This window comes from Mycobacterium sp. IS-1496, assembly GCF_001499995.1.
Lineage (GTDB): Bacteria > Actinomycetota > Actinomycetes > Mycobacteriales > Mycobacteriaceae > Mycobacterium.
In genome coordinates, this window is record NZ_LQIU01000027.1 from 41,770 (window position 1) to 58,073 (window position 16,304).

The following is a 16,304-nucleotide window of genomic DNA, read 5'->3' on the forward strand; positions in this document are numbered from 1 at the left end:
CCGGCCGCTATTTCGGCTTCTTGCCGTCCTTCACCTCGGTCAGGTACTCGTCGTAGAACGGGACGTAACCCTCGTCGGGGCCGGACAGCACATAGATCGGGTCGTCGATCTTGACGTCCTCGTCGTCGCCCTCGCCGCTACTGCCGCCGTAGCCCTCCTTGCGCAGGTCGACCTTCTGACTCTTGAAGGTCGAGGTGTGCGCGAGTTCCTCCACCACGCGAACGAACAGCGGCACCGCGTAGACCGGCAACTTGTCGAACGCGGCCTTCGCCAGCGCCTTGCCGTCGAACTCCTGACCGTCCTTGAGCTGGATCGCCACCATGCCGGCGCGGCCGCCGGTGTCGGGCACCTCGACGCCGAACACCGTGCACTCCTCGACCTGCGGATCCGTCGACACCGCGGCCTCCACCTCGGTGGTGGCGACGTTCTCGCCCTTCCAGCGGAAGGTGTCGCCCAGCCGGTCGGTGAACGCCGCGTGCCCGAAGCCCTGCGAACGCATCAGGTCGCCGGTGTTGAACCACACGTCGCCGTCCTTGAAGGCGTCGCGCACGAGCTTCTTCTCGGACTCCTTGTCGTCGGTGTAGCCGTCGAACGGCTGGAAGCTGCTCACCTTGCTCAGCAGGAGACCCGGCTGGCCGCGGCGGACCTTCTTCACCCGGCCCTTGTCGTCGCGGACCGGGTCGCCGGACTCCTCGTCGTATTCGACGAACGCCACCGGGGTCGGGCAGATGCCTGTCGTCTTGTCGAGGTTGAAGAAGTTGACGAACGCGGTGTTGCTCTCGCTGGCGGAGTAGAACTCGCACACCCGGTCGATGCCGAACCGTTCGGTGAACTGGTCCCAGATGGCCGGCCGCAGACCGTTTCCGGCGACCACCCGCACCCGATGCTTGCGGTCGGTGTCCTTCTCGGGCTGGTTGAGCAGGTAGGCGCAGATCTCTCCGATGTAGACGAATGCGGTGGCGTCGTAGCGGATCACGTCGTCCCAGAACTTCGACGCCGAGAACGACTTGCCGATCGCCAGCGTCGCCCCGGAGTTGAGCACCGAGGACAGGGCGACGGTCAACGCGTTGTTGTGGTAGAGCGGCAGGCAGCAGTAGACGACGTCGTCACTGTTCAGCCGCATGCCCATGCCCCCGAACCCGGCGAGCGCGCGCAGCCAGCGGTAGTGCGTCATCACGCTGGCCTTGGGCATCCCGGTGGTGCCCGAGGTGAAGATGTAGAACGCCTTGTCCTTCGCGTGTACCTCGGAGGCGGACGACGGGTTCGACGTCGACTGGGACTCGGCGAGCGACTGGAACTCGTCGAGGTCGATCAGGTTGTCGGTGTCGGCGCCGCACTCCCGGATCGGCTCGAGGAAGTCGGGGTCGGCGACAACGACCTTCGCCGACAGCAGGCCGAGGCTGTGCTCGAGCACGTCGCCACGCTGGTTGTAGTTGAGCATCCCGGAGATCGCGCCGCACTTCACCGCCGCCAGCATCAGCAGGATCGGTTCGGGCGAATTGCGCAACATGATCCCGACGACGTCACCGGGCCCGACACCGCGCTGGGCGAGCACGGCCGCGTAGCGGTTCACCGTCTCGTTCGCCTCGCGGTAGGTGACCTCTCGATCCTCGAACTTGAGGAAGACCTTGTCGGCGTGTTTGGCGGCCCGCTCCTGGAACACCTTCCCGATCGACGTCTTTGCCGACGGGCGTGCCAGAAACCCCGTCAGCACGCCACGGACGATCACGGGCACATCCATGATCAGACCCGGAACCTGGCCGGCGATGTCGAACAACCCGACGCTGTGCCGAGTCCCCGATTTCTCGTCGCTCATGCGGTGCAACCCCTCCGATCGTCGTCCGTGCGCAACACCTAACCACGCCCGAACTGGAGGCGAGGGGCGCACGCTTCCATCGCCTCGTCGAGGTCGCTGACGACGATCAGCCGTTCCAGCGCACCGCGGGCGACGTAACCGCTGTCGACCAACCCGTGCAACCAGGCCAGCAGGCCGTCGTAGTGACCGATCGGATCGAGCATCACCACCGGCTTGCTATGCATACCCAAATACGCCGCAGTCCAGGCTTCGAAAAATTCCTCGAGTGTGCCGATACCGCCGGGAAGCGACAGAAACGCGTCGGCGCGCTCCTCCATCACCTGCTTGCGCTCACGCATCGTGTCGGTGACGACGAGTTCGTCGGCGTCGACATCGGCCACCTCCCGGTGCACCAGCGCCTTGGGGATCACGCCGACGGTCCGGCCGCCGTGGGCACGCGCGGCGTGCGCGACGGCTCCCATGGCCGAGACGTTTCCGCCGCCGGACACCAGGGTCCAACCGCGGTCGGCGATCGCCTCACCGACGCGGGCGGCCAGGTTCAGCAACCGCTCGTCGGTCGGGCTGGAGGCGCAGTACACACAGACCGCCCACGCGCGGTCGGGTCGATCGGGCACACGCACAACCTAGACGGTCCTACAATCCGGCGGTGCCTGTCGACTGGGTGGTGGCGCCGCACGAACCGGCGCTGGAAGCCATCGAGGCGGGGGTTCGCGGGCGCTCCGGCGCGGTCCTCATCGGCCCGGCCGGGGTGGGTAAGACGACGTTGCTGCGGGCGGCCGCGCAGCGTCTGGGGCCGGGCCCGGCGGTGACGGCAACCGCGTCGCAGGCCGTCATCCCGTTCGGCGCCTTGGGCGATCTGATCGACATCCCGGCCACCGGCAAGACCGCCGCGATCGTGCGGGCCGCGCGCGAGAGGCTGCGCGATCAGGTGCTGTACGTCGACGACGCGCACCTCCTCGACCCGCTGTCGGCGACCCTGCTGTACCAGCTCGGCCTGACCGGCACCGCGAGCCTGGTGGTGTCGGTGGCCGCAGACGGGCCCGTGCCCGCGCCGTTGGCGGCGCTGTGGGAGGACGATCTGCTGGCCCGCATCGACCTGCAGCCGCCGGGACACGACGACGCCCGGGTGGCGGCGCAGGTCGAGTCGTTCATCGCCGATCTCCCCGTCCCGGCGCGGCACGCGCTGGAGTACCTGGCGGTGTGCGATCCGCTGCCGACGGCGCAGTTGGGTCAGCTGGCCGGTGAGGATGCCGTGGCCGCGGCGACCGCGGCAGGAGCGGTCAGCGTCGACGGTGCGTCGGTCCGTGCCGGGCATCCGCTGTTCGTCGACGCCGTGCGGGATCTGATCGGCGGGCCGGAACTGCGCAGGCTGCGCACCGAGGTGGTGGCCCGGCTGTCGGCCGGCCGCCCGACGGGTGTGCTGGAGCGACTGCGGGTGGCGGCGATGGCGCTCGACAGCGACCACCCGGTGCCCGCCGCGGAGTTGACGTCCGCGGCCGAGGAGGCCTTGCGGCTCGGCGACCTCCGGTTGAGCGAACGGTTGGCGCGGGCGGCGATGCAGGATCCAGGTGACCTGCGGGCCCGGTTGGCGCTGGGCTACGCGCTCGGTTGGCAGGGCCGCGGACGCGACGCGGACGAGGTGCTCGCCGGTGTCGACGAGGCCTCGCTCACCGATACGGAGTTGATGGCGTGGGCGCTGCCGTGCGCGGCGAACCGGTTCTGGATGCTGTCGGAACCCGAACGGGCGACGGCGTTCCTGCGCACGGTGCGCAAGCGGGTCCAGCGCCAGGGCGCCAGGACGACCATCGACGCGCTGTCATCGACTTTCGCGATGAACGCGGGCACGCCGGCAAGGGCGGTGGAGATCGCCTCCGAGGTACTGGCCTCCGCGGACGCCGACGACACGGCGATCGGGTGGGCGGCCGCCGCCGCGGCCCTCAGCTGTGCGCGGATGGGCCGGTTCGCCGAGGTCGACGCGCTGGCGGAGCGGGCGGCCGCCGCCCATCATCCCGGCCTGCTGCGGTTCACCAGCGGGTTCGGACAGACGACGGCGCTGATGATGTCCGGCGACCTGGACCGCGCACACGAACTGGCCCGCCGGCTCACCGATTTCGCCGAACTGCAGCAGCCGGGCCGGGCCATCGGCGAGGTGCTGATCGCCGACGTCCTCATCGCCCGCGGTGACGTGGACGACGCGGTGGCTCTGTTGCGTGAGGCCGCCGCGGCGCTCGCACCGACGGGTTATTCGTGGGGTCCGTTGGCGTGGATGCTGCTCGCGCAGGCCCTCGGTGAGCAGGGCGCCGCCGTCGAGGCCGGTAAGGCGTTGGCCCGCGCCGAGTCTCGGCACGGGCTCAAGTCGATGCTGTTCGCGCCCGAACTCGGTCTCGGCCGGGCATGGACGATGTCGGCGCGGCGCGACACCCACGGAGCGGTCGCGGCGGCCCGTGACGCGGCTCGCGCCGCCGAGCGGGGCGGTCAGCTGGCGGTGGCGCTGCGGGCGTTGCACATCGCGGTGCGCCTCGGTGATGCCCGCGCCGCCGACCACATGGCCCGCCTCGGCGTCGACTGCGCGTTCGGGCGGATCGCCCTCCTGCACGCCAGGGCCTTCACGGCGTCGGATCCGGCCGGTCTGGACGAGGCGGCAGCGGCGTTCGCCGGGATGGGCCTGCAGGGCGCCGCGGCCGACGCCGTACGCCAGGCCGACGCCGCGCGCACCGGGAAACTGCCGCCGACCGGTCCGCCGGCCCGCCCTTAAACTGGCTCCATGACCGGTGGGCCGCTGTTCGTGCAGACCGATGGGCTGCGCCAGTTCTCCGAGAAGCATGCCGAGATCGCCGCGGGCGTCTCCCAACTGATGGGTGGCTCCCCGACCGTCGCGGGTGTCGAGACCTCCCACGGGCAGGTCGCCTTCGCGGTGCAGAACGCGCTCGGCACCCTGCTCGGGGCGCGGCAGGGCACGCTGCAGACCACCGCCAACAGCGGTGACAAGATCGCCGAGCTGCTCCGCAAGGCCGCCGCGGCCTATGACAAGGGCGACGAACGTTCGGCGGGCAAGCTCAAGGCGGCCATGGGCGACGCCGGCGCCGGGACTCCTCCGAATGCGAGCGGTCCGGCGAGTGGTGGTGCCAACGCGGCGGGCGGGGCGACCGGCGCGATCGCCCAGATGCTGGGTCAGCTCGGCCAATTCGGGCAGTCAGGTCAGCAGGGCAGCGGTGCGATGCAGGGCATCGCGCAGGCGGCACAGCAGATCCCGCAGCAGGTGATGCAGGGCGTACAGCAGATCGTGGAGTCGGCGACGGGCGCCGCCGGGGAGACCGGCGCGCAGGCGGGCCCCGAATCCGAACGGGCGCCCGTGGACGAGACGCGCGAGGGTGAGCCCGAGCCGGCCACCCCGCCCCCGACGCAGCAGGTCTGACCCTCACATCTCGGCCAGCACCCCGTCGGCCAGGCGCAGCCACCGGTTCACGCCGATCTCGGCCAGAAACCGCTCGTCGTGGCTGACCACCACGAAGGCCCCCCGGTACGCGTCGAGCGCCGACTCCAGCTGGCCGACGCTCACCAGGTCGAGGTTGTTGGTCGGTTCGTCGAGCAGCAGCAGTTGCGGCGCGGTTTCGCCGTAGAGCACGCACGCCAGCGTCGCCCGCAGCCGCTCCCCACCCGAGAGCGCCGACACCGGCAGCTGGATCCGGTCACCGCGGAACAGGAACTGCGCCAACAGGTGTCGACTCCTGGTCACCGTCATGTCGGGGGCGAAGCGAGCCAGGTTATCGGCCACCGACAGATCGTCGTCGAGCAGGTCCAGCCGCTGCGAGATGTAGGCGGTGCGTCCGTCGGCCCGCTGTACGACACCGGCGTCGGGCTCGACGGCTCCGGCGACGATCCGCAGCAGCGTGGATTTGCCCGCGCCGTTCGGCCCCGTCAGCGCGATGCGCTCCGGCCCGCGGACGGAGAGATCGATCCCGTTGTCCGCGAACAGAATTCGCTCGCCTCGGTGGGCACGCAACCCCCGGCCGGTGAACAGGGTCCGGCCCGCGGGCACGTGGGTGTCCGGCAGGTCCAGCACGATCGCGTCGTCGTCCCGCAGGGAACGCTCGGCGTCGTCGACCCGTGCTCGCGCGTCCCCCACCCGCCTGGCGTGGACATCGTCGGCCTTGCCCGCGGACTCCTGCGCTCTGCGCTTTCTCGCTCCGGCGAGGATCTTCGGCAGACCGGCGTCGGAGAGGTTGCGGGCGGCGGTGTTCGCCCGCCGCACCGCGCGTTCACGGGCCTCCTGCATCTGCCGTTTCTCGCGTTTGAGCTGTTGTTCGGCGTTGCGCAGGTCGCTCTCTGCCGCCCGCTGCTCGAGCGCCACCGCCTCCCGGTAGACCGTGAAACCGCCGCCGTAGAAGACGATCTCGCCGCGGCTCAGCTCGGCGATCCGGTCCATCCGGTCGAGCAGCACCCGGTCGTGGCTGACCAGCAGCAGGGTGCCGCCGAACTCGTCGAGCGCGGCGTACAGCGAACGCCTCGCCCCGGCGTCGAGGTTGTTGGTCGGCTCGTCGAGCAGCAGGACGTCGGGCCGCTCGAGGAGTTGTGCCGCCAAGCCGAGCGACACGATCTCGCCCCCGGACAGCGTTTCGAGGCGACGATCGAGACCGACGTGGTCGAGCCCCAGCCGGTCCAGTTGGGCGCGGGCGCGTTCCTCGACGTCCCAGTCGTCGCCGATCGCGGTGAACACGGCGTCGCCGGCGTCACCGGCGGCCAGCGCGTTCAATGCGGCGATCACCGGGGCGACGCCGAGCACGTCGGCGACGGTGAGGCCGGCGGCCAACGGCAGGGTCTGCGGGAGATGACCGAGCGAACCGGTGACCGTCACGGTGCCGGCCGACGGCCGGAGTTCGCCCGCGATCAACCGCAGCAGGGTCGATTTGCCCGCACCGTTGGGGGCGACCAGCCCGGTGCGGCCCGGGTTGAAGGAGGCGGACAGGTCGGCGAAGACAACGGTGTCGTCGGGCCAGGCGAAGGACAGGCCGGAACAGACGATCGATGGATCGGACATGCGTGGGATCTCTCGTGAGCTGCGGGTACGGCGGCACCGCGGAACGGAACAGGACGGCTCAGGCGTCGATTCCCAGCATGCTTCTCACGATACGGAGACGGTCAAGCGGATAAGTAGCGCCGCAGCACGCCGGTGGTCGCGGTGATCTGGCCTACCTCGACCCGCTCGTCCGCGCGGTGGGCGAGGTTCGGATCACCCGGCCCGTAGTTGACGGCGGGGATGCCCAGCGCCGCGAACCGCGCCACGTCGGTCCACCCGTACTTCGCCCGCGCCCGCCCGCCGGCCGCCTCGACCAGGGCCGCGGCGGCCGGCTTCGTCAGCCCCGGTAGCGCCCCGGCGGCCGCGTCGGTCTGCTCGATGGCGATGTCGAGTCCGTCGAGCACCTCGTGCACATGGGTCAGCGCCTGCTCGACGGTGCGGTCGGGCGCGAATCGGAAGTTGACGGTGACCGACGCGGCGTCGGGGATCACGTTGCCGGCGATGCCGCCGTCTATCCGGACCGCGGAGAGCCCTTCGCGGTAGACGCAGCCGTCGATGTCGACGCTGCGCGCCTGATAGGCCGCCAACCGGTCGAGGACCGGGGCGAGTTTGTGAATCGCGTTGTCGCCCAACCAACTTCGTGCAGAATGCGCCCGTGTCCCGGTGGTGCGCACCACGACTCGGAGGGTGCCCTGGCAACCGGCCTCGATGAAGCCGCCGGACGGTTCGCCGAGGATCGCGACGTCGGCCTGCAGCCAGTCGGGCAGTTCGCGTTCGATGCGGCCGAGCCCGTTGGCCGACGCCTCGATCTCCTCGCAGTCGTACATCACCAGCGTGATGTCGTGGGCGGGCTGCGTCACGGTCGCGGCGAGGTGCAGGAACACCGCGTCGCCGGACTTCATGTCGGAGGTGCCGCAGCCGTGGAGTTCGTCACCCACCAGGCGGCTGGGGACGTTGTCGGCGGCGGGCACCGTGTCGATGTGCCCGGCCAGCAGCACGCGGGAGGGCAGCCCACGGTTGGTGCGGGCCAGCACCGCGTCACCGTTGCGGATGACCTCGAAGCCCTCGGTCTGTTCGCGTAGCGCGGCTTCGATCTCGTCGGCGATGCGCTTCTCGTGACGCGATTCGCTGGGGATGTCGACCAGGGCGGCGGTCAGGTCGACGGGGTCACCACGGAGGTCGAGCGATGAGCCGCTTGCGCGAAGAGCCTGTGGGGAGACCATGGGGTCAACGGTAATCTCTAGCCCCGTGACTTCAGCTGCAGGAATCGGCCTGGCCACCATCGCCGCCGACGGAACCGTCCTCGACACCTGGTACCCGGCGCCCGAACTGGGCGCGGACCTCGGCCAGTCGGGCACGGTGCGTCTGTCTATTGCCGAGGTGCCCGCCGAACTCGGCGAGCTCACCGGCCGCGACGAGGACCGCGACGTCGACATCGTCGTCGTGCGCACCGTCATCGGGTCGCTGGAGGATAAGCCGGCCGACGGGTACGACGCCTACCTGCGGTTGCACCTGCTCTCACACCGGCTGATCCAGCCGCGCGGCGCGAACATGGACGGCATCTTCGGGGTGCTGGCCAACGTGGTCTGGACCAACTACGGGCCGTGCGTGGTCGACGGCTTTGAGACCGTCCGCGCCCGGCTCCGGCGCCGCGGCGCGGTCACCGTCTTCGGCATCGACAAGTTCCCCCGGATGGTCGACTACGTGGCCCCGACGGGTGTGCGCATCGCCGACGCCGACCGCGTGCGGCTGGGTGCGCACCTCGCCGCGGGCACGACGGTGATGCACGAGGGCTTCGTGAACTACAACGCCGGCACCCTGGGTTCGTCGATGGTGGAGGGCCGGATCTCGGCCGGTGTCGTGGTCGACGACGGCTCCGACGTCGGTGGCGGCGCCTCGATCATGGGCACCCTGTCCGGTGGCGGCAAGGAGGTCATCTCCGTCGGCAAGCGCTGCCTGCTCGGCGCCAACGCCGGGGTGGGCATCTCGCTGGGCGACGACTGCGTCGTGGAGGCCGGTCTCTACGTCACCGCGGGCACCAAGGTGCAGACGTCGGACGGGCAGACGGTGAAGGCCCGGGAGCTCTCCGGCGCGAACAACCTGTTGTTCCGGCGCAATTCGGTGTCCGGCGCCGTCGAGGTGGTCAAGCGCGACGGGTCCGGCATCACGCTCAACGAGGCGCTGCACGCGAACTGAGCGGCAATCCTTTGGCGTTGTCGAAATCGTCGTCGATCAGGACGACGTCGCGGCCGGCACGGTCGAGGACGGACGCCGCGATCGACGACCGGTAGCCCGACGCGCAGTGCACCCAGACCGTTCCGGCGGGGACGTCGTCGAGTCGCTGTGGGAGTTCGTGCAGCGGGACGTTGACGGCTCCGGTGATGTGGTCGTCGTCGTATTCGTGGCTCTGCCGCACGTCGAGTACGGCAACCGCGTCATCCTCCAGTTGTGTTGCCAGGCCGGCGAAATCGGACACCGGATAGCTGCCGATCGCGGCCCCGTCGCGCAGGTCGTCGATGTCGCCGGTGGCCGAACCGGTGAGCCGGTCCACCCCGATGCGCACCAGTTCCCGTTTGGCGTCGTTGATCTGGTCCTGCGACTCCCCGATCAGCGTCACCGGGGCGCCCCACTCGTAGAGCCAGCCGAAGTAGCTGACGAAGGACCCGGACAGCTCGAAACCGAGGGTTCCCTGCAGGTGTCCCGCGGCGAACGCGGTGCGGGTGCGCAGGTCGACCACCCATTCACCGGCTTCGATCCGGCGGCGCAGTTCGGTGGGGTCGACGGGCGCGGGCGGTGTGAGGTCGACCGGTGCGGGGCCCTCGCGGTTGATGACGCCCATGTGCGCGTAGTAGGCGGGGTAGGCCGCCAGTCCGGCGAGCAGTTCGTCGACGAAGCTCTGTTCGTCCTGGGTGAGCGCCGGGTTGGCCTGCCGCTGTTCGCCGATGGTCGACGCGTCGCCGGAAGCCGGTGTCGCCGAACAGAAACTGCCGAATCCGTGGGTCGGGTAGACGCGGGTATCGCCGGGTAGGCACTCGGCGAGCCTGCGCACCGAGTGGTACTGCGCGTGCGTGAGCTCTTCGGTGTCGTCGGCCGCGACCAGATCGGTGCGTCCAGTGGTCCCGAACAGCATCGAGCCGCCGGTGAAGACGCCGTGGACCGCGCCGGTGTCGTCGCGCAGCACATAGCTGACGTGGTGATGGGTGTGGCCCGGCGTGTGGATCACCTCCAACCGGATGGGTCCGGCCTCGATGACATCACCGTCGGTGACGGCGCGCCGGGTGTAGCCGACGTCATCGCCCGCGGGCACCACGTATTCGGCTCCGACGGTGCGCGAGAGTTCCAGCCCGCCGGTCACGTAGTCGTTGTGCAGGTGGGTCTCCAGCACGTGGGTGATGCGTGCGCGGCGTTCGGCCGCGAGTGCGAGCACGCGGTCGATGTCGCGCTGCGGATCGATCGCGACGGCGGTGTCACCGTCGCTGATCAGGTAACTGCGGTCACCGAGTCCTGAGGTTTCGATGATGGAGACGTCCATGGAGATCCCTTCTGGGTCAGCGTAGGAAGATGGTGTCGACGAGTACGTATGCGGCGACGGCGAACACGAGGTAGGCGAACCACCGTTGCAGCCGGCCGGTGTCGATCTTGGTGCCGAGATGTCCGGCCACCAGCGACGCCGCCATCGCCGCGGCGACGAACACCGCGGTCACCGTCCAGTCGACGGTGACGGCGTCGAGGTGGGAGAGCACGCCGGCGACGGAGTTGGCGGTGATGATGAGCAGCGAAGTGCCGATGGCCGTGGCCATCTCGACGCCGAGCACCACGACGAGCGCCGGGATGATGAGGAACCCGCCGCCGACGCCGAAGAGGCCGGTCAACAGTCCGACCAGCAGGCCGGCGCCGATCGACCGGGGTGCGCAGCGCCGCCAGTTCACCCGCCCGCCCCGGACCTCGCATGCGGTGCCGGTGTTCTCCTGGTCGGTGAGCATGCGGGTACCGGCGACCACCATCACCGCCGCGAACCCGATCAGCAGCGCCGACTGGGGTAGGTGCCTGCTGATCGCGCTGCCGACGACGGTCGCGGGGACGCCGGCCGCCGCGAAGATGCCGGCGAGCCGCCACTGCACCTGTCCGGCACGGACTTTCGGCAGCACCCCGACGACGGAGGCCGCGGCGACGACGATCAGCGAGATGGGGATGGCCTGCTCGATTCCGAGTCCCATCCCGTAGACCAGCGCGGGGACGGCGAGGATCGATCCCCCGCCGCCCAGCAACCCCAGCAGGACGCCGATCAGCGCACCGAGGCCCAGTCCTGTCGCCACCGCCATACGACCTCCTCTACCCGGTCACCGGCGCCAGAACCGGCCGGCGGTGCGGCGCGGTGGTGCAGCGGCTCGTTCGCAGCGACAACGGTCCGCGGCCGGAACCGACCGCATCACGTCGTCGACGTGCTGGCCGCAGCCGTCCCACGACGTCTTGCCGCAGGACGGGCACGTGACGGCGTAACACATCTGCCTCTCCTTTCCCGATCAGAGCGTCGCGTGGGCGTCGACCCACGCGTTGTATCCACCGAGCAGGTCGGATACCTGCTCGAAACCGTTGGCACGCAACAACGACGCCGCAACGCTGGATCGCCAGCCGCCCGCGCAGTGCAGGACGATCGGCTTACCGGCGGGCACCTCGCCCAGTCGCGTCCGCAGCTGCGCGAGCGGAATGGGCAAGGAGCCGGGGATGGCGCCCGCTTCGCGCTCGCCGGGGTTGCGGATGTCGATCAGCGTCACCGCATCCTCGGCCAGCAGCCGGTCGAATTCGGCGACCGTCGTACGAGGGGCGGTGCGCACCAGATCGGCCAGCTCGGCGGGGAACCGACCGTCGCGACCGACGTTGAGGTAGCCGATGGCGTTGTCGGAGCCGATGCGGGCCAGCCGCAGCGCGGCTTCCTGCTCCTCGCCCGGATACGTGATCAGGGCGATCGGGTCGCCGACGTCGGCCACCATGCCGCCGGTCTCGGCGAATCGGCCGTCGAAGCCGACGTTGACCGACCCGCGCAGGTGTCCCGCGGCGAAGTCGTCGACGGTGCGGGCGTCCACCACCCGCACCCCGCTGTCGAGGGCGGTGCGCACCTGCTGCGGCGTCATGCGGGGCACGAGACGGTCCTGGACCAGCAGCGGGTGGATCCGCTTGTTCATGGCGGCATCGGAGGCGAAGTACGCGGGTGCAGCCGGTTGCCCCTCGGTGATCATCGCGACGAAGGCGTCTTCGCTCATCGGCTGCACCGATGGGTTGCTCCTGCGCTGTTCGCCGATGGTGGAGGTGAGTTCGGTGGACAGGTTCTTGCCGCACGACGAGCCGGCGCCGTGGGCGGGCATCACGGTGACGCCATCGGGCAGGGCCATCAGCGTGTCGTGGATCGTGTGGTACATCGCCCGGGCGAGGTCGCCGGTCGAGCTGTCGCCGATGTTGACCAGATCCGGTCGGCCGACGTCGCCGATGAACAGCGAGTCCCCGGTCAGCACGGCCACGGGTTCGGCGTCGACACGCTCGCGGACGAGCACGCTGATCGATTCCCAGGTGTGGCCGGGGGTGGACAGGATCTCCAGGTCCACCTGCCCCAGTGAGAGGTGCTCGCCGTCGGCGAGGCGGCGGATCGGGTAGTCGGTCTCGGCGGCCTCTCCGAAGCCGATCCAGGCGCCGGTGGCGTCGACGAGCTCCAGGTGGCCCGAGACGAAGTCGGCGTGGAAGTGGGTGTTGATGACACCCTCGATCGTCAGACCGTATCTGCGCGCGTCGAACAGGTAGTCGGTGATGTCGCGGCGCGGGTCGACGACGACGGCGCGACCGGTGGTTTCGTCACCGATCAGGTACGACGCGTGCGACAGACACTCGATGTAGTACTGCTCGAGGATCATCGGCCATCCTTTCGATAGATACCCTAGGGGGTATATATGGTTCGTAACAATACCCCCGCGGGTAATTATTTCAAGCGTCCAGCTATCTACAGGGTGATACCCGGACGGGTATGCTGGCCCGTAGGTAGACGAAAGGAACAGCCATGGTCGGCGACCAGGAAGCCATCGACGCGGTTCTCAACCGGCTCCGCCGGGCCCAGGGTCAACTCGGCGGCGTCATCTCGATGATCGAGCAGGGGCGCGAATGCAAGGATGTCGTGACACAGCTGGCCGCGGTGTCACGCGCGCTCGACCGCGCCGGATTCAAGATTGTGGCCACCGGATTGCGGGAATGCGTCGCGGGTGAGGGTGCCGATGCGAGGGACCCCATGACGGTCGCCGAGCTCGAGAAGCTGTTCCTCGCACTGGCTTGATCCGCATCGGCCGGACGAATCGACAAAGGAGTCACGATGAGCATCGCACTGTCCACCAGCCTCAAGACGACCTTCGACGACGCCGTGGCGCGTACGCGTGAGGCGTTGTCGGAACAGGGTTTCGGCGTCCTCACCGAGATCGACGTCAAGTCCACACTGAAGAACAAACTCGACGAGGACATGGAGAACTACCTGATTCTCGGCGCCTGCAATCCCCCGCTGGCCCACCGCGCAATCGGCGTGGACCGGCAGATCGGCCTGCTGCTGCCGTGCAACGTGGTGGTGCGCAGCGATCCCGACGATCCGCAGACCACCCTGGTCGAGGCGATGAACCCGCAGCTGCTCGTGGACGTCAGCGGTGAACCGCAGCTGCAACCGATCGCCGAAGAGGTCACCACCCGGCTGCAGGCCGCCATCGACGCCCTTGCCGCCGCCTGACGGCGAGATCCTCGCGCCGGGCTCATTCGCCCGACGCGTCGGCGCGTCATTCGCCGGAGAGGACGCAGAACTCGTTGCCCTCCGGATCGGCCAGCACCACCCAGCTTTGGTCGCCCTGACCGATGTCGACCCGGCGGGCCCCGAGCCGGATCAGCCGGTCCACCTCGGCCTGCTGGTCGTCGGGTGTGAGGTCGATGTGCAGGCGGTTCTTGACCACCTTGTCGTCCGGCACGGCGAGGAACAGGATGTTCGGGCCGGTACCGTCCGGTGGCCGGAGGATCACGTCGCCGTCGTCGGTGACCTCCTGAGTGTATCCGAGCACCTCGGCCCACCAGCCGCCGAGCGCGTGGATGTCGGCGGCGTCGACGCACAGATCGGTGAACGTCAAACCCATTGCGTCAGCTCCTTCTTGAGCACTTTGCCCATCGCATTGCGGGGCAGGCTGTCGACGAGGCGCACTTCACGGGGCCGCTTGTGCGCTGAGAGTTGTTCGGCCACATAGTCGATCAGTGTGGCCGGCGTCGCGTCACCGACGACGAACGCGACGATGCGCTGGCCGAGGTCGTCATCGGGCACCCCGACCACTGCGGCCTCGTCGACGCCGTCGTGACCCAGCAGCACCGTCTCGATCTCCCCCGCCCCGACCCGGTAGCCGCCGGTCTTGATCAGGTCGACCGACTCGCGCCCGACGATGCGGTGCATACCGTCCGCATCGACGACCGCCACATCACCGGTGCGGTACCACCCGTCCGCGTCGAGCACGCCTGCCGTCGCGTCCGGCCGGTTCAGGTAGCCGACGAACAGCATCGGGCCCTTAACCTGCAGGCGCGCAATGGTTTCGCCGTCGTGGGGCACGGGCGCACCGTCGTCGCCGACGAGACGGGTCTGCACACCGGTCAGCGGGAGTCCCACCCAGCCGGGACGGCGTTCCCCGTCGACGCGGGTGCTGAGGGTGATCAGCGACTCGGTGCTGCCGTAGCGCTCCACCACCTCATGCCCCGTCGAGCCCGCCAACCGGTCGAACACCGGAACCGGCAGCGGCGCACTGCCCGACACCAGCAGCCGCGCTGACGTCAGTGCGCGGGCGGCGTTGTCGTCGGCGGCGATGCGGGACCACACCGTCGGCACCCCGAAGTAGAGCGTGCCCCGCGCCTGCGCGTAAGCCTCGGGGGTCGGCTTGCCCGTATGGATGAACCGGTTTCCGATGCGCAGAGAGCCGAGCAGTCCCAAAACCAGGCCGTGCACGTGGTAGAGCGGCAGACCGTGAACGAGGGTGTCCTCGGCGGTCCACTGCCACGCCTCTGCGAGCGCGTCGAGGTCGGCGGCGATCGCGCGGCGGCTGATGACGACGCCCTTCGGCGGGCCTGTCGTGCCGGAGGTGTAGATGATCAGCGCGGCGTCGTCGGGACGGGGTTCGGCATAGCGGTGCCAGGACCGGGCGTGCAGGCGGACCGGGATGTGTGGAAGGTCGGTGTCGTCCGGCTGTTCCCCGAGCCAGGCCTGGGCACCGGAGTCTGTGAGGATGTGGCGGCGTTCGGCCACACCCACGTCGGCGGGAACGGGTACGACGGGGACGCCCGCGATCAGGCAGCCGGTGATCGCCAGCACGGTAGCCGGCGTCGGCGTGGCCAGCACCGCCACCCGGTGTGCGCCACCGACGCGCTCGGCGACCGACGTGGCGGCCCCGACGAGATCGCTTCGGCTCAGCACGGCCTCCCCGATCGTGACCGCGTCGGCGATGTCGGCGCCGCCGGCCACCGCGGCGGGGTTCAGCGAGGTCAGCAACACGCCGACGAGGCTACTCGTCCGGGCTGGGCGATACTGGGCCCGTGGATTCGATCCGGCAGGTGTCGTCGCGCGAGGTGTACCGGAACGACTGGCTGACGTTGCGCGAGGACGACATCAGACGCCCGGATGGCAGTGACGGGATCTACGCCGTCGTCGACAAGCCGAACTATGCGCTGGTGATCGCCTGTGACGGTGACCGCCTGAAGCTGGTGGAGCAGTTCCGGTACCCACTCGGGTTGCGCCGGTGGGAGTTCCCGCAGGGCACCGCCCCGGGGCGGGCCGACATGGACTCGCGCGACCTGGCCGAGCGGGAGTTGCGCGAGGAGACAGGGCTGCGGGCCGGGAACATCACGAAGCTCGGCCTGCTCGACGTGGCGCCCGGGATGAGCAGTCAGCGCGGCTGGGTGTTTCTCGCCACCGAACTGACCGAGGGTGACCACGACCGTGAGCACGAGGAGCAGGACATGCGCAGCGCGTGGTTCACGCGGGGCGAGTTCGAGCGGATGGTCGCCGACGGCGAGATCACCGATGCGCAGAGCATCGCCGCCTACGGGATGCTGCTGCTCCGGGAACGCTTGCCGCGCTGAGGGTTGTCCACAGCGGCGAATTCATCCACAGGGTTTCTCTGGGTTGGGGTTCTCGGGGTGGTTTGTGTCGGGGGTGCTGGGGAGTGTCGGTGGTGTGTTTGATGGATCGCTGCCCGAGATCGCCGACCTGCAGGGGTTGGACTATGCGGCGTTGGTGTCGGCGGCGGCGGGGTGGGCGCGGGTGGAGGCGGCTGCGGCCGCGCGTAAGCAGGCCACCATGGCCGAGCTGTTCGGCCGCGCCACCGACCTGGACACCCCCGAAGACCGCGACGCGTGGTTCGTCGACCCGGAAAAAGCCGTCGGCAACGAGTTGGGTGCGGCGCAGAACATCAGCGCCGGCAT

At 69.6% G+C, this 16,304-nt stretch carries 16 protein-coding genes and 1 pseudogene; 7 read left to right on the forward strand and 10 right to left on the reverse strand.

Annotated features, from left to right (window positions below):
• Positions 1-7: 7 nt before the first annotated feature.
• Positions 8-1,816, reverse strand: a complete 1,809-nt coding sequence (fadD6, locus tag AU195_RS15530; RefSeq protein WP_059159952.1) for a long-chain-acyl-CoA synthetase FadD6 — start codon at positions 1,814-1,816, stop codon at positions 8-10.
• 38 nt (positions 1,817-1,854) lie between these two features.
• Positions 1,855-2,436 carry a cytokinin riboside 5'-monophosphate phosphoribohydrolase gene (gene log, locus AU195_RS15535; RefSeq protein WP_059159953.1) on the reverse strand — a complete coding sequence of 194 codons (582 nt, stop codon included), beginning with the start codon at positions 2,434-2,436 and terminating at the stop codon, positions 1,855-1,857.
• A gap of 26 nt (positions 2,437-2,462) precedes the next feature.
• Between log and AU195_RS15540 the strand changes: the two genes are divergently transcribed.
• Positions 2,463-4,571 carry an ATP-binding protein gene (locus tag AU195_RS15540; protein ID WP_059159954.1) on the forward strand — a complete coding sequence of 703 codons (2,109 nt, stop codon included), beginning with the start codon at positions 2,463-2,465 and terminating at the stop codon, positions 4,569-4,571.
• A gap of 9 nt (positions 4,572-4,580) precedes the next feature.
• Positions 4,581-5,231, forward strand: a complete 651-nt coding sequence (locus AU195_RS15545) for a type VII secretion target (protein WP_059159955.1) — start codon at positions 4,581-4,583, stop codon at positions 5,229-5,231.
• 3 nt (positions 5,232-5,234) lie between these two features.
• Here AU195_RS15545 and AU195_RS15550 read toward each other — a convergent pair whose 3' ends face one another.
• Positions 5,235-6,854 (reverse strand): ABC-F family ATP-binding cassette domain-containing protein, encoded by a 1,620-nt coding sequence (locus tag AU195_RS15550; protein WP_059159956.1) that lies wholly within the window; start codon positions 6,852-6,854, stop codon positions 5,235-5,237.
• A gap of 101 nt (positions 6,855-6,955) precedes the next feature.
• The gene (dapE, locus tag AU195_RS15555) at positions 6,956-8,056 is read right to left on the reverse strand and encodes a succinyl-diaminopimelate desuccinylase (protein ID WP_059159957.1); all 1,101 of its coding nucleotides are present in this window, start codon (positions 8,054-8,056) and stop codon (positions 6,956-6,958) included.
• Here dapE and dapD point away from each other — a divergent pair.
• Complete coding sequence (gene dapD / locus AU195_RS15560; RefSeq protein ID WP_172800598.1) at positions 8,055-9,029, forward strand: 2,3,4,5-tetrahydropyridine-2,6-dicarboxylate N-succinyltransferase; 975 nt, start codon at positions 8,055-8,057, stop codon at positions 9,027-9,029. The genes dapE and dapD overlap by 2 nt on opposite strands.
• Here dapD and AU195_RS15565 read toward each other — a convergent pair.
• From AU195_RS15565 to AU195_RS15575, 4 genes are read right to left on the reverse strand one after another with little or no spacing between them, the layout of a single operon-like run.
• The gene (locus tag AU195_RS15565; RefSeq protein WP_059159959.1) at positions 9,004-10,365 is read right to left on the reverse strand and encodes an MBL fold metallo-hydrolase; all 1,362 of its coding nucleotides are present in this window, start codon (positions 10,363-10,365) and stop codon (positions 9,004-9,006) included. The genes dapD and AU195_RS15565 overlap by 26 nt on opposite strands.
• Before the next feature lie 16 nt (positions 10,366-10,381).
• Entirely contained in the window at positions 10,382-11,155 is a 774-nt protein-coding gene (locus tag AU195_RS15570; RefSeq protein WP_059159960.1) for a sulfite exporter TauE/SafE family protein, read from the reverse strand.
• A gap of 18 nt (positions 11,156-11,173) precedes the next feature.
• Positions 11,174-11,338, reverse strand: a complete 165-nt coding sequence (locus tag AU195_RS26480) for a DUF8730 family Cys-rich protein (RefSeq protein ID WP_502687348.1) — start codon at positions 11,336-11,338, stop codon at positions 11,174-11,176.
• Between the two features lie 18 nt (positions 11,339-11,356).
• Positions 11,357-12,736: an MBL fold metallo-hydrolase gene (locus AU195_RS15575; RefSeq protein ID WP_059159961.1), complete on the reverse strand. Its 1,380-nt coding sequence runs from the start codon at positions 12,734-12,736 to the stop codon at positions 11,357-11,359.
• A 143-nt stretch (positions 12,737-12,879) separates the two neighbouring features.
• Here AU195_RS15575 and AU195_RS15580 point away from each other — a divergent pair, with 143 nt between their 5' ends.
• Both AU195_RS15580 and AU195_RS15585 read left to right on the forward strand, forming a co-directional pair.
• Positions 12,880-13,149: a metal-sensitive transcriptional regulator gene (locus tag AU195_RS15580; protein ID WP_059159962.1), complete on the forward strand. Its 270-nt coding sequence runs from the start codon at positions 12,880-12,882 to the stop codon at positions 13,147-13,149.
• Positions 13,150-13,185: 36 nt separating this feature from the next.
• The gene (locus AU195_RS15585; protein ID WP_059159963.1) at positions 13,186-13,587 is read left to right on the forward strand and encodes a DUF302 domain-containing protein; all 402 of its coding nucleotides are present in this window, start codon (positions 13,186-13,188) and stop codon (positions 13,585-13,587) included.
• Between the two features lie 46 nt (positions 13,588-13,633).
• On the opposite strand, the gene AU195_RS15590 is transcribed toward AU195_RS15585, so the two are convergent.
• Together AU195_RS15590 and AU195_RS15595 are read right to left on the reverse strand one after the other, a co-directional pair.
• Complete coding sequence (locus tag AU195_RS15590; RefSeq protein WP_059159964.1) at positions 13,634-13,981, reverse strand: VOC family protein; 348 nt, start codon at positions 13,979-13,981, stop codon at positions 13,634-13,636.
• The gene (locus AU195_RS15595) at positions 13,972-15,375 is read right to left on the reverse strand and encodes an acyl-CoA synthetase (RefSeq protein ID WP_059159965.1); all 1,404 of its coding nucleotides are present in this window, start codon (positions 15,373-15,375) and stop codon (positions 13,972-13,974) included. Before AU195_RS15595 ends, AU195_RS15590 begins: the two co-directional genes overlap by 10 nt.
• A 41-nt stretch (positions 15,376-15,416) precedes the next feature.
• Here AU195_RS15595 and AU195_RS15600 point away from each other — a divergent pair, with 41 nt between their 5' ends.
• Both AU195_RS15600 and AU195_RS15605 read left to right on the forward strand, forming a co-directional pair.
• The gene (locus tag AU195_RS15600) at positions 15,417-15,962 is read left to right on the forward strand and encodes an NUDIX domain-containing protein (RefSeq protein ID WP_059159966.1); all 546 of its coding nucleotides are present in this window, start codon (positions 15,417-15,419) and stop codon (positions 15,960-15,962) included.
• Between the two features lie 94 nt (positions 15,963-16,056).
• Positions 16,057-16,304 (forward strand): annotated as a pseudogene (locus AU195_RS15605) (HNH endonuclease signature motif containing protein); the annotation flags it as partial.

Coding starts and splice junctions, on each gene's coding strand:
- dapD (WP_172800598.1), top strand. CDS start 8,055: ATGGGGTCAACGGTAATCTCTAGCCCCGTGACTTCAGCTGCAGGAATC.
- AU195_RS15550 (WP_059159956.1), bottom strand. CDS start 6,854: ATGTCCGATCCATCGATCGTCTGTTCCGGCCTGTCCTTCGCCTGGCCC.
- AU195_RS15570 (WP_059159960.1), bottom strand. CDS start 11,155: ATGGCGGTGGCGACAGGACTGGGCCTCGGTGCGCTGATCGGCGTCCTG.
- AU195_RS15580 (WP_059159962.1), top strand. CDS start 12,880: ATGGTCGGCGACCAGGAAGCCATCGACGCGGTTCTCAACCGGCTCCGC.
- AU195_RS15585 (WP_059159963.1), top strand. CDS start 13,186: ATGAGCATCGCACTGTCCACCAGCCTCAAGACGACCTTCGACGACGCC.
- dapE (WP_059159957.1), bottom strand. CDS start 8,056: ATGGTCTCCCCACAGGCTCTTCGCGCAAGCGGCTCATCGCTCGACCTC.
- AU195_RS15590 (WP_059159964.1), bottom strand. CDS start 13,981: ATGGGTTTGACGTTCACCGATCTGTGCGTCGACGCCGCCGACATCCAC.
- AU195_RS15545 (WP_059159955.1), top strand. CDS start 4,581: ATGACCGGTGGGCCGCTGTTCGTGCAGACCGATGGGCTGCGCCAGTTC.
- AU195_RS15575 (WP_059159961.1), bottom strand. CDS start 12,736: ATGATCCTCGAGCAGTACTACATCGAGTGTCTGTCGCACGCGTCGTAC.
- fadD6 (WP_059159952.1), bottom strand. CDS start 1,816: ATGAGCGACGAGAAATCGGGGACTCGGCACAGCGTCGGGTTGTTCGAC.
- AU195_RS26480 (WP_502687348.1), bottom strand. CDS start 11,338: ATGTGTTACGCCGTCACGTGCCCGTCCTGCGGCAAGACGTCGTGGGAC.
- AU195_RS15565 (WP_059159959.1), bottom strand. CDS start 10,365: ATGGACGTCTCCATCATCGAAACCTCAGGACTCGGTGACCGCAGTTAC.